At 73.4% G+C, this 10,846-nt stretch carries 11 protein-coding genes; 3 read left to right on the top strand and 8 right to left on the bottom strand.

Going from position 1 to position 10,846, the window contains the following annotated elements; genetic code table 11:
- The first annotated feature begins 196 nt into the window (after positions 1-196).
- Genes ACWDCZ_RS36425 through ACWDCZ_RS36415 form a run of 3 tightly spaced genes read left to right on the top strand, consistent with a single transcriptional unit; the run spans position 197 to position 1,576 of the window.
- A complete protein-coding gene (locus ACWDCZ_RS36425; RefSeq protein ID WP_147409003.1) occupies positions 197-772 on the top strand; it encodes a hypothetical protein in 576 nt (191 codons plus the stop codon).
- The gene (locus ACWDCZ_RS36420; protein ID WP_449818132.1) at positions 769-1,272 is read left to right on the top strand and encodes a hypothetical protein; all 504 of its coding nucleotides are present in this window, start codon (positions 769-771) and stop codon (positions 1,270-1,272) included. Before ACWDCZ_RS36425 ends, ACWDCZ_RS36420 begins: the two co-directional genes overlap by 4 nt.
- Positions 1,262-1,576 (top strand): DUF6968 family protein, encoded by a 315-nt coding sequence (locus tag ACWDCZ_RS36415; protein ID WP_449818131.1) that lies wholly within the window; start codon positions 1,262-1,264, stop codon positions 1,574-1,576. Before ACWDCZ_RS36420 ends, ACWDCZ_RS36415 begins: the two co-directional genes overlap by 11 nt.
- Before the next feature lie 39 nt (positions 1,577-1,615).
- Here ACWDCZ_RS36415 and ACWDCZ_RS36410 read toward each other — a convergent pair whose 3' ends face one another.
- From ACWDCZ_RS36410 to ACWDCZ_RS36375, 8 genes are all read right to left on the bottom strand, one after another.
- Positions 1,616-2,083 (bottom strand): nuclear transport factor 2 family protein, encoded by a 468-nt coding sequence (locus tag ACWDCZ_RS36410; RefSeq protein WP_380741000.1) that lies wholly within the window; start codon positions 2,081-2,083, stop codon positions 1,616-1,618.
- Positions 2,084-2,197: 114 nt separating this feature from the next.
- Entirely contained in the window at positions 2,198-2,833 is a 636-nt protein-coding gene (locus tag ACWDCZ_RS36405; RefSeq protein WP_387971522.1) for a TetR/AcrR family transcriptional regulator, read from the bottom strand.
- Positions 2,834-2,912: 79 nt separating this feature from the next.
- Positions 2,913-4,523 (bottom strand): benzoylformate decarboxylase, encoded by a 1,611-nt coding sequence (mdlC, locus tag ACWDCZ_RS36400; RefSeq protein WP_449818130.1) that lies wholly within the window; start codon positions 4,521-4,523, stop codon positions 2,913-2,915.
- Between the two features lie 152 nt (positions 4,524-4,675).
- Positions 4,676-5,512, bottom strand: coding sequence for an alpha/beta fold hydrolase (locus ACWDCZ_RS36395; RefSeq protein ID WP_449818129.1), 837 nt, complete (start codon positions 5,510-5,512; stop codon positions 4,676-4,678).
- A 168-nt stretch (positions 5,513-5,680) separates the two neighbouring features.
- Positions 5,681-6,952, bottom strand: coding sequence for an MFS transporter (locus ACWDCZ_RS36390; protein ID WP_449818128.1), 1,272 nt, complete (start codon positions 6,950-6,952; stop codon positions 5,681-5,683).
- Positions 6,945-8,144, bottom strand: coding sequence for a cytochrome P450 family protein (locus tag ACWDCZ_RS36385; RefSeq protein WP_449818127.1), 1,200 nt, complete (start codon positions 8,142-8,144; stop codon positions 6,945-6,947). Before ACWDCZ_RS36385 ends, ACWDCZ_RS36390 begins: the two co-directional genes overlap by 8 nt.
- Before the next feature lie 47 nt (positions 8,145-8,191).
- Positions 8,192-8,908: a DUF5825 family protein gene (locus ACWDCZ_RS36380; RefSeq protein WP_449818126.1), complete on the bottom strand. Its 717-nt coding sequence runs from the start codon at positions 8,906-8,908 to the stop codon at positions 8,192-8,194.
- Positions 8,889-10,736 (bottom strand): RiPP maturation radical SAM C-methyltransferase, encoded by a 1,848-nt coding sequence (locus ACWDCZ_RS36375; protein ID WP_449818125.1) that lies wholly within the window; start codon positions 10,734-10,736, stop codon positions 8,889-8,891. Before ACWDCZ_RS36375 ends, ACWDCZ_RS36380 begins: the two co-directional genes overlap by 20 nt.
- Between the last annotated feature and the right edge of the window lie 110 nt (positions 10,737-10,846).

Below are 10,846 nucleotides of genomic sequence, written 5' to 3'. Positions count from 1 at the left end.
CGAGGCCGCGGGCCAGGTCGTCGCCGAGCGCCAGGGCGGTGAGCGGCCGGGTGGTGAGCGCGGCGAGCAGGAAGCCGGCGCCGAGGACGGGGGTGGCCGGGGCGGAGGCGTGCGGAGCACCGGCCGGACACCTCATTGGGTAACCTTGAGATTACGGAGAGATTTCGGAAAGGTAAACCACTATGGGGTGATCGTGATGCCTCCCCTCCCAACCTCCTCCCCTTCCCTGACCGCTTCCTCCTCCCTGACCGCGACGCCGACGACCACGCCCCGAGCGGGGCCGTTGCGCCTGTTCGTCCGCCAGCCGTTGACCCGTTCCGGCCCGGGCGACCGGGACGTGGTGCAGAGCGTGGTCGACCTGGCCACCGACCCAGGGGTGGCGAGCGGCCCGGTGACCCTGCTGCCCTACCCCGCCGCCCAGCACGCGGGAACGTTCAAGGAGGCCTTCACCGAGGAGACCGGCCTGGCGTTCACGCCGGCGGCGTTCCGCGCCTGGCGGCTGGGCCTGCTCGACAGCGCCCACGCGATGCTGGTGGTGCGCACCGAGCTGAGCGAGTCCGGCGCCTACGAGGTGGCCTACAACGTCCACGCCGGGCCCCGGCTGCCCGTCTTCTTCGCCGTCCACGCCTCCTGCCCGATCAGGACGACCCTCCTGCAGGACCTGGCCCCGCTGGTGGACGCCCGCTACCACTCCTTCACCCGTGCCGGGGAACTGGCCGGGCCGCTGCACTCGTTCCTGGTCGCCGCCCGCCGAAGGGGACGGTCGGCATGATCTCCCTCGCCTCCCGCCCCGCGTCCGGCGGCCACCCCCGGGAGGTGGCGGAGTGGGACGCACGGCGCCACCTCGGGTGCGCGGCGCGAATGCTCCAGGTGCCCGACACGGCCTGGCCGCAGCAGCAGGACGCGGCCTGGGCCACCCTCCGGGAGGCCGTCCGCACCGCCCTGTCCGCGCTGGCCGCGGCCCGGGTGCCGCCCGGACCGCGCCGCCTGGTCCTGCTGCGCGAGACCGTCGGCAGCGCCCGCGCGACGGGGCTCTCGGCCCACATGGCCGTCTACCAGCAGCAGGCCGCCACCGCCCACCCCGGAGCCGGCGAGACCGCGCTCCGGCACCATCCGGCGGGAGTCCGCGCCGAGCGGCGCCCTTCCGCTCCTCCGCCGCCCGGAGCGGACCCGAGGATCCTCGGGACGAGGACCGGCGCCCGGCCGCGCGGGGGACCTGCCGTCGATCACCCGGTGGTACGTCGTGTGGTGTACTGCGGCGGTGAGCACTGAGTACGAACTTGGTCGGGCGGTCGCCAGTCGTGAGCTGGTCTTCACCGCTGCGGACGGCACGCGGGTGCCGGTGCTGTTGGAAGTCGGGGTGCCGTCCCGCGATCCGGAGGGGCCGGACTGGTACTGCCCGTACCGGATCACGGGGCACCCTGGCGTCGCCGACCGCGTGACGGCGATCTTCGGCGTCGACTCGCTGCAGGCGCTACAGCTCGCCCTCACCTGTCTCCCCGACGAGTTGAGCGACGCGGCCGGGCTGACCTTCCTGGGCGGGACGGACCTGATGCTGGGGAGCGGGGGTTCGTGAGGGCGGAAGCCTGACGGATCGGGGGCCGGGCCCGGGCGGTCAGGACGGTGCGGCCGCCGAGGAGGCGACGGCGGCGGCGAAGTCGGGGTGCACGCCGAGCTGGGCGAGCATGACGCTGAGCCCGACGTAGCAGTTGAACTCCTTGACCTTCCCGTTCTCGACGTACCAGAAGTCGGCGGTGGGGATGCTGAGTCGGGCGCCGGGCGCCCGGACGGTGCCGGCGGGCGTCTCGAAGGGGCCGGTGACGGTGCCCTCGATCGTCAGCTCGACGGCGACCACGTCGCCGATGACGTGGACCCGGTGGAGTTCGCGGTGGATGTCGGGTGCCAGGGCTGCCATGAAGACGACCTGGTCGCCGAGGTGTTCGCCGCGGTAGCTCTCGCCCGCGACGACGTTGTTGAACACCCCGTCCTCGGCGAACTCGTCGATGAAGCCCGGTACGTCGAGGACGTGGCCCTCGGCCGCGTGGTAGGCGGCCCGCACCACGGCTTCCGCGTCGGTGGTCATCGCACTTCCCCTTCCATGAAAGCAATCAAATGCTTGCTTGAAATTATGGGAGCGCCATGGCGAGTGGTCAAGCATTTGCTTGAATGGTTCTGGTCGGACGGGGGTCCGTGCAGGTCAGCCGGGGTACGGCTGGCCGTGGAACGCGCCGGTCAGGACGGGCAGCAGCTGCCGCTCGATCCGTTCGGCGGGCTCGCTGGCCAGCTCGGCGCCGATGGGGGCCAGGGCGAGCCAGTTCAGCAGGCCGGCGGCGCAGCGGGTGCGGAAGACGAGTTCCCGCTCGTCGACACCGGGCAGGTGGGCCGCCAGGACGCGGACGGCGTCCTGGCGGGCCCGTTCGAACTTGCCGCTCAGGCGGTCCCAGCCCTGGGGCGGGTCGATGCCGACCCGGGCGACGGTGCGCATCACGGCCAGTTCCGGTCCGCCGGCGGCCAGTGCCCTGATCATCGGCCGGGCGAACGCCGCCGCGAGCTCCTGGAGGGTCGCGTCGGGGCCGAGCGGGTCGAGCGCCTGGATCTGGGCGTCCAGGTACCGCTCCAGCGCCTGCTCGATCGCGGCGTCGCAGAGCGCCCTCAGCGAACCGAAGTGGTAGCTGACCGCGGCGACGTTGGCCCCGGCGCGGTCGGTGACGTCGCGGAGCTTCACGCCGTCCTGGCCGCGTTCCGCCAGGAGGTCCAGGGCGGCGGCCAGCAGGCCGTCCCGGGTGCGCCGGCCGGTCTCCCGGCGCTGGTCCGTCTTCTCTGCCCGTGCCATGGTCCGGACTCAAGCAGGGGCTCGCGATGTTTGTCAAGCGACTGATTGAGTTCCCGCCGCCCGGGCCCGGCCGTGCCTCCTACAGCGTGGCGGGCTGGGGTTGGGTGGGGACGACGATGACGGTGGTGGTGTCGGCGGTCAGGGCCGTGGTGAACTCCCGTTCCAGGTCCTCGGTCGTCTCTACGTCGACGGCGTGGCAGCCGAAGCCGCGGGCGAGTGAGGCGATGTCGAGGCCGGGGAGGTCGAGTGCGGGGACGCCGGGGGTGTCCTCCAGTCGGGCGAAGGACTTGAGGATCGCGTACTCGTGGTTGCGCATGACCACGTAGACGATCGGGAGGCGGTGCCGGGCCGCGGTGTAGAGGGCCTGGACGCAGTACTGGAAGGAGCCGTCGCCGATCAGGCCGACCACCGGGCGGCGCACTCCGCGCTCCCGGTCGGCGAGCGCGATGCCCACGGCGGCGGGGACGGCCCAGCCGATGCCGCCGCTGGCCGTGGAGAAGAAGGATCCGGGGCGGGTGGTGGGCAGCCATTCGAGCTGCTGGGCCATGGTCGACGTCGACTCGTTGACGATGACGGCGTCCGGTGGGCGGACCCGGCTCAGGGCGGCGTAGACGGCGGGCGGGGGGAGCGGGAGGGTCGGGGAGGCCGGCAGGACCCGGGGCCGGGGCATCGGGTCGGGCGCGGTGCGGGCCGTGCCCTCCTGGACCAGGTCCAGCAGCCCTTCGAGGGCCAGTCGGGGGTCGCCGAGCAGGCTGTCGCCGGCCCGGGCGGTGGCGGCGGCGTGCGGGTCGCCGGTGAGCTGGAGCAGGGCGGTGCCCGCGGGGAGGTAGTCGCCCGGTACGTACGGGTAGTAGCGGAACACCTCCGCGCCGATCACGGCGACCAGGTCGTGTCCGGTCAGGCGTTCGCCGACGGCCTTGACCGACAGGCCCAGCGGGCCGGCGTAGAGCGGGTGGTCCTCCGGGAAGGAGGTGCGCTCCGCGAGCGGGGGGCCGTAGACGGTGGCGCGCAGCTTCTCGGCCAGGGCGACGGCGGCGTCCCAGCCGCCGCCGCGGTCGACCTCGGGTCCGAAGACGAGTGCGGGCCGGCGGCTGGCGGAGAGGCGTTCGGCGAAGGCCCGCAGCCGTGCGGGGTCGGGGGCCACCCGGTGGCTGACCGTCCGCACCCGGGTGAAGGCGGACAGCGGCTGCTTCCAGTCGTCCAGCGGGATCGACAGGTAGACCGGCCCGGCGGGCGGCTGGAGCGCGTGCGCGTAGGCGCGCATGACGGCCTCGGGAACGTCCTCGGCGCGGGCCGGTTCGTAGGACCACTTCACCGAGGGCAGCGGCAGCAGGGTGGCCTCGCGGTTGGCGAGGTACGGCTCGCCGATCAGCAGTTCCCGGTGCTGCTGGCCGGAGGTGACGATCAGGGGCGTGTGCGCGTGGGAGGCCGACACCAGGTTGCCCATGGCGTTGCCGGTGCCGGCCGAGGAGTGCAGGTTGACCAGTGCGGGGCGGCCGGTGACCTGGGCGAAGGCGTCGGCCATCGTGATCGCGGAGGCCTCCTGGAGGGCCAGGACGTAGCGGAAGTCCGCGGGGAAGTCCTGGAGGAAGGGCTCCTCGGTGGAGCCCGGGTTGCCGAAGACGGTGGTGAGTCCGAGCGTGCGCAGCAGGTCGTACGTCACGGTGCGGACGGTGGATCGCTCGGCCATGGGGGCCACCGGCTTTCCCTCGGGGGCGTCGGGGCATCGGGGCAATTCGGCTCCGGCCGTCGCACGGCCCGACACCAGCAGGAGAGCACCGGCCCCGAGGGCCCCGCAACCGGACGGGCGGGTGCGGGGCCCTCGGGGCCGGACGGATCCGGCTACTTCGCGAGGAAGGTCAGGAGGGCGGTGTTGACCTCTTCGGCGTGGGTCCACAGCAGGCCGTGCGGTGCGCCCTCGACCTCCACGTACTCGGCGGAGGGCAGGGCCCGGTGGAACGGGCGGGCGGTGCTGTCGATGGGCAGGATGCGGTCGCCGGTGCCGTGCAGGATCAGGGCCGGCACGTCGATGCGGGGGATGTCGGCGCGGAAGTCGGTGTACCAGGTGGAGGGTGCCGCGGCGGCGGCGTACCAGCCGCCGGCCGCCGCGACGTTCCAGCTGTTGCGGACGGCCTCCTCGCTGATCCGGGTGCCGAGGTTCTCGTCGAGGTTGTAGAAGTCCTGGTAGAAGGCGGTGTAGTAGGCGTACCGGTCGGCCTTCACAGCAGCCACGATGCCGTCGAAGAAGTCCTTCGGGGCCGCGCCGTCCGGGTTGTCGTCGGTCTTGAGGAGGTAGGGCTCCAGCGAGCCGAGGAAGGCCACCTTGGCGATGCGGTCGGAGCCGTACGCGGACACGTAGCGGGCGACCTCCCCGGTGCCCATCGAGAAGCCGACCAGGACGGCGTCCCGCAGGTCGAGGGTCTCCAGCAGGGTGTGGAGGTCGGCGGCGAAGGTGTCGTAGTCGTAGCCGGTGGTGGGCTGGGAGGAGCGGCCGAAGCCGCGGCGGTCGTAGGTGACGACCCGGTGGCCGGCGTCCAGCAGTGCGGCGCTCTGCCGTTCCCAGGAGTGCCCGTCCAGCGGGAATCCGTGGATGAGGACGACCGGCTGCCCGGAGCCGTGGTCCTCGTAGTAGAGCTCGACGGGGGCGGAGTTCTCCTGGCCGACGGTGACGAAAGGCATGGGCGCTTCCTTTCTCTCGGGCAGCGTCAGGGCTGCGGTGGGTCACACGCTAGGACTGGCCGGGTACGAATGGTTGCCGCTGCGGGCACCGCGTGTCGTCCGGGAGCAGCGTGGGGCGTGGGTAACGCTCCCGAGCTGGGCGGAACGGCACACCACGGCGCGGGGGCGTCACAGCTCGCGCATCTCGCGCCTGGTCAGCGCGTATCCGAAGGCGCCGATCAGGCACAGCCCGGTCGTCGCGAACACCCACCGGCTGCCGAAGGCGTCCACGGCCGCGCCGGCCGCGATCACCGAGACCGGGAAGACGCCCAGCGCGCAGAAGGTGACGGCCGCCATGACCCGGGCCAGCAGCGCGGGCGGGGTGCTCTTCTGCACGCCGGTGACGACCAGGACGTTGGTCACCGTGCTGGCGCCGCCCGCCACGCAGAGCAGCAGGACGGCGCCGACGAGGCCGGTGAAGGGCACCAGGCCGATCGCCGCGCCCATCACCAGGCCGGAGAGCATCGCCGTGCGGCCGCGGGAGCGCACCTCGGTGAGGCCGGCCGCGAACAGGCCGCCGACCAGCGCGCCGCCGGTGAACGCGGCGAGCAGCAGGCCCAGCCCGGTGGCACCGGCGGAGAAGCCGTGGGTGGCCAGGGCCGGCAGGGCGACCCGGGTGGCGCCGCCCACCGTCAGGTTCGCGATGGCCGTCACCGTCAGCACCGCGCGCAGCAGCGGCGATTCCCGCAGCAGGGTGCGGAAGTTCCTTGGTACGGAGGCGCGTTCGGAGATCGGGCGGGCCGGTGCGACGAGGCCGCCGCGACCGATCAGCAGCAGCGTCGCCGTGGACACGGCGAAGGTCGCCGCGTCCACGCCCAGGGCGGTGGCCGGGTTCAGCCAGGCGACCAGCGGGCCGGCCACCGCCGGGCCGAGCAGGCCGGCGCCGAAGGTGACCGTGCTGTTCAGGGCGTTGCCCGCGTGCAGGTCCTCGGCGGGCAGCAGGGCCGGGGTGATCGCCCAGGCGGCCGGCAGGAAGACCCCCGCTCCGAGGCCGACCAGCAGGGCGAGTCCGCCGATCAGCCAGAACGCGGCCGCCCCGCCGGCGGCGACCGCGCAGAGCCCGGCGGTGGCGAGCAGTCGGCCGAGGTCGGCGGTCAGCATCACCCGCCGGGCGCCGAACCGGTCGGCGAGGATCCCGCCGAGCGGGGTGGCGGCCAGCCGTCCCGCGCCGTAGGCGGCGACCACCAGGCTCAACTGGCGGGCGCCGCCGCCGAGGGAGTAGACCAGCAGCGGCAGGGCGACCACCTGGAACGCGTTGCCGAACTCCGAGGTGGCCTGGCCGATCACCAGCAGTCGGAAGCCGCGCGAGCGCAGCGGGGCGACGCCGAACCGGGGGCGGAACCGCAGCAGGCCCGAAGCGCCCGCTGTCCTCGCGCCGTCCGCCTTCGCGCCGCTAGCCATCGAGGGAGACCGGCAGCGACTCCAGGCCGCGCAGCATGATCGTGTTGCGCCAGGGCAGGGTCTCCTCGGCGGCGGCCAGCTCGATCCGCGCGAAGCGCTCCAGCAGGCCGGTCAGCGCGACCTCGCTCTCCAGCCTGCCGAGGAAGGAGCCGAGGCACCGGTGCAGGCCCTGTCCGAAGGCCAGGTGGCCCGGATCGCCCCGGTCCAGGATCAGCCGGTCGGGATCGGTGAAGCGGGCCGGGTCCCGGTTGGCCGCGCCGAGTGAGAGCAGCACCAGTTCGTCCGCCGGGATCTCCACGTCGTCGACCATCACGTCGGCGTTGGTGAACCGCAGGGTGGCCATGCTCACCGGGGACTCGTAGCGCAGGAACTCGTCGATGGCGACGGGCATCGCCGCCGGGTCGGCGCGCAGCCGGGCGAGCTGGTCGGGGTGGTGGAGCAGGGCCAGGGCGGCGGTGCCGAGCAGGTTGACGGTGGTCTCGTGACCGCCGATCAGCAGCAGGAAGACCATCGAGAACACCTCCTGCTCGGTGAGTTCGCCGGCGTCGCGGGCCCGCACCAGGTCGGTCAGGACGTCCTCGCTCGGGGCGGCCCGTCGGGCCGTCATCAACTCCCGGAGGTAGTCGTTCATCTCGGCGGTGGCCTGGTCGAAGGTCATCTCGCCGCCCTGGGTGAGGATCGCCGTCGACCAGGTGCGGAAGGCGTGCATGTCCTCCGGGGGGAAGCCCAGCAGCTCGCAGATGACCATGATCGGCAGCGGGAAGGCGAAGTCCGCCACCAGGTCGGCGGTCTCCCGTCCGCGCAGCCCGTCCAGCAGGCCGTCGGAGATGCGCTCGACCATCGGCCGCATCAGGTCGACCCGCCGGCGGGTGAAGACGCCCTGGATCAGGCGGCGCAGCCGGGTGTGGTCCGGCGGGTCGCTGTTGAGCATGTGGACGACCTCGGAGCCGAGCGTCAGGCCGGAGCCCCGCCCGCTCGCGATGGCCTGGCTGCGGCGGACGTCCTGCCCGAAGCGCGGGTCCATCAGCGCCGCCCGGACGTCCTGGTAGCGCGTCACCAGGTAGACCGGCAGGCCCTCGCCGAACTCCACGACGGAGACCGCGCCGGCCTCGCGGATCCGGGCGAGGGTGGGGTAGGGGTCGCGGATGAAGGCGGACATCCGTCCGGCGGCGTCGTCGACCGCGGTGGTCATGGATCTCTCCTCGGGCTCGGAACTCTCGCGGTTACGCGGTCACGCGGCTACACCGTCAGCGACGGGAAGGGCCAGCGGCGCACCCGCATCGGCAGGAACCAGGCGCGGCCGGCCTGTTCGGCGATCAGACCGGCCTCGGCGAAGTCCCGGTGGACGGCCTCCGGCAGCCGGCCGACCTCGACGCCCTCGGCCAGCGCGTCCACCTGCGCCAGGTGGCCCGGCTCGTCGATGGTGAACAGCTCCAGCGTCCCGAACCGGCGGTCGCGCACCTCGACGAAGCCGGGGCCGCGCCGGAAGACACACTTGCTCGGGTAGTACGTGGCGCGCCAGTCGGCGACGACCTCCTCCGGCCCGCCGGTCAACCGCTCCGGCGGGTACAGGTGGTGGAACCGGCGCCGCGCGGCGCAGCCGTCCGTGCAGACCGCCTGCCAGAGCACGGCCAGCCCCTGCCCGGTCGCCTCGCGCAGCAGCATCAGTGCCCGTGCGGAGGCCGCGGGCGCGTCCGCGCAGAGCCGCACCGGCTCGGTCAGCCGCAGGCAGCGCACCCCGGCGCGGTGCAGCCCGGTGACCTCCTCCTGCGCCGGGCCGGGCAGGGTGCGGCGGCCGAGCGCGAAGCCCGGCAGTTCTCGGGCGGCGGGGTCGTAGTCGAGCCAGAGCTCGACCTCCGGGCCGGCCGCGCGCCAGGCGGCGTCGGTCCTTCCAGCACCGGTCCTTCCGGCGTCGTCCCGTGCGGCATCGTTCCGTTCAGCCGATCGCGACGGCATCGGGCACCTCCTCGGTGCGGGGGAGGGCGGTGGCGGGGCCGTGCCGGTGCCGCATCCGCATCAGTACCTGGTTGTCGGACTCGACGGCGACCTGGAGGTAGCCGGCCCCGTCGTGGAACAGCAGGCCCAGCGCGGTGAAACGCTCCAGCACCGGCTCGACCGCCGCCGCCCCGCCGGGGACCTTGGCGGCCAGCGCGGCGGCCGAGCGGGGCTGGACCAGCAGCCGGAAGACGGCGAGCTCCACCGGATCGGTCAGCTCGACCACCCGCCAGTCGTACCCGGGCCGGGTGTTGACGAGCACGACCCGTCCGCCCGCGTCCCGGTAGCTGAGCCGGCTGTCGGGGAACCGCGCGAGCCAGGTGTCCACCGCCGCGCCCAGCCGCTCCGCGAGCCCGCCGCCGATCCCGCGCGGCGGCGCGGTGAACACGTAGGCCAGTTCGTTGAGTTCGCTCTCCGGCAGGCGGTACGTCGCGCGGTACTGGAAGGCCGGCCGGGTGATCGCGAAGCCCAGTTCGGGGCGGTCGAAGTACGGGCTGAACCGCTCGATCGCGATCCGCCCCGCCCCGGTCGGCGGGTCCAGGTGGTGCAGGACGGGCAGTTGGCTGATCACCGACTCGTAGTCCTCCGGCTGTTCGCCGGGGAAGCCGTAGAGGTAGTTCCAGGTCACCGAGACCCCGGCGCTCTGCGCGTCCCGCAGCGCGCGGACGTTCTGGCAGCCCGTCACCCCCTTGTCCATGATCCGCAGGACCCGGGTGCTCAGGTTCTCGATGCCGGGCTGCACCTGGGCCGCGCCCGAGTCGCCGAGCAGCTGGAACTGGTGGCGGCGCAGGTTGGCCTTGATCTCGAAGTGCAGCCGCAGGTCGACCGGGAGTTCGGCCAGCGACTTCAGGACGGTGTCGAAGTAGCCCATGTCCAGGATGTTGTCGACCACGTAGACGTCCAGCAGCTGGTGGCGTTCGGCGAGCCCGAGCACCTCGGCGAGGAAGTCCGCCGGCGGCTTGGAGCGGAACTCCATCGAGGAGCCGTTGAGCCCGCAGAAGGTGCAGTGGTGCTTCTCGCCCCACCAGCAGCCCCGGGAGCCCTCGACGACCAGCTTGGGATCGACCCAGCCGGCCGCGACGGAGGCGTCGAGCCGCTCGAAGAAGCCGTCGTAGCGGGGCGCCAGGATCGCGGACGGCGGCAGCGGGCGCCTCGTCATCGCGTTGGCCGTCGACGTCCCAGAGCCGTCGCGCCAGCACAGCCCGGGGACGGCGGAGAGGTCGCCGCCCGCCAGGAGCGCCGGGAAGGCGGCCTCGCCCTCGCCGCGCACCACGTAGTCCAGGAACGGGAAGTTGCGGTGCAGCGCGGCGCCCTGCGGACCGTCGCAGTTCGCGCCGCCGAACACCGTGCGCACCTGCGGGCAGCGCTGCTTGAGCAGCCTCGCGGCGGCGAGGCTCGCGGTGTTCTGCTGGAAGGTGGTGGTGAAGCCGACCAGGTCCGGCGGGTCGGCGGCGAGTTCCTCGACCAGGCGGGCGATGAACGCCGGGGCGATCGCGCGGGTGGCCCTGGTCAGGGCGATCTCCTGCTCGCTCGCGCCGTTGGCGGCCAGGTACTCGAAGTAGCCGGTGCTGTCGTCGCCGCCGTCGTCGCCGTACAGCGCGCCGGCGAACGCCCAGTCGCCCGCGCCCTGGAAGTAGGACTTCTCGGAGAAGTACTGGTAGTCGTCCGCGCCGAAACCCGCGGTCTCGGCGGCCCAGTCCACGAAGTCCAGGTTGGCGTACCGGACGTCGACCTGGTGGCCGGCGCGCGCGGCGGTGGTGTGCAGGATCCCGAGCGCCAGCGACGGCACGTCGATCGCGCCCCATACGACCGGCTGCTGATCGCGACGGGCACCCGGGCCAGGCCCTGGCCGGACCCCGCGCAGGCCGCCCTCGACGGGGTGTTCACCCTGCGCACCGC

It is taken from the genome of Kitasatospora sp. NPDC001225 (assembly GCF_053597855.1).
This window is presented reverse-complemented; position numbering and strand designations above follow the sequence as displayed.

What these genes read in the sequence shown, in the direction of transcription:
- ACWDCZ_RS36425 (WP_147409003.1), top strand. Translation starts at nt 197, where the DNA reads ATGCCTCCCCTCCCAACCTCCTCCCCTTCCCTGACCGCTTCCTCCTCC.
- ACWDCZ_RS36420 (WP_449818132.1), top strand. Translation starts at nt 769, where the DNA reads ATGATCTCCCTCGCCTCCCGCCCCGCGTCCGGCGGCCACCCCCGGGAG.
- ACWDCZ_RS36410 (WP_380741000.1), bottom strand. Translation starts at nt 2,083, where the DNA reads ATGACCACCGACGCGGAAGCCGTGGTGCGGGCCGCCTACCACGCGGCC.
- ACWDCZ_RS36405 (WP_387971522.1), bottom strand. Translation starts at nt 2,833, where the DNA reads ATGGCACGGGCAGAGAAGACGGACCAGCGCCGGGAGACCGGCCGGCGC.
- mdlC (WP_449818130.1), bottom strand. Translation starts at nt 4,523, where the DNA reads ATGGCCGAGCGATCCACCGTCCGCACCGTGACGTACGACCTGCTGCGC.
- ACWDCZ_RS36395 (WP_449818129.1), bottom strand. Translation starts at nt 5,512, where the DNA reads ATGCCTTTCGTCACCGTCGGCCAGGAGAACTCCGCCCCCGTCGAGCTC.
- ACWDCZ_RS36390 (WP_449818128.1), bottom strand. Translation starts at nt 6,952, where the DNA reads ATGGCTAGCGGCGCGAAGGCGGACGGCGCGAGGACAGCGGGCGCTTCG.
- ACWDCZ_RS36385 (WP_449818127.1), bottom strand. Translation starts at nt 8,144, where the DNA reads ATGACCACCGCGGTCGACGACGCCGCCGGACGGATGTCCGCCTTCATC.
- ACWDCZ_RS36380 (WP_449818126.1), bottom strand. Translation starts at nt 8,908, where the DNA reads ATGCCGTCGCGATCGGCTGAACGGAACGATGCCGCACGGGACGACGCC.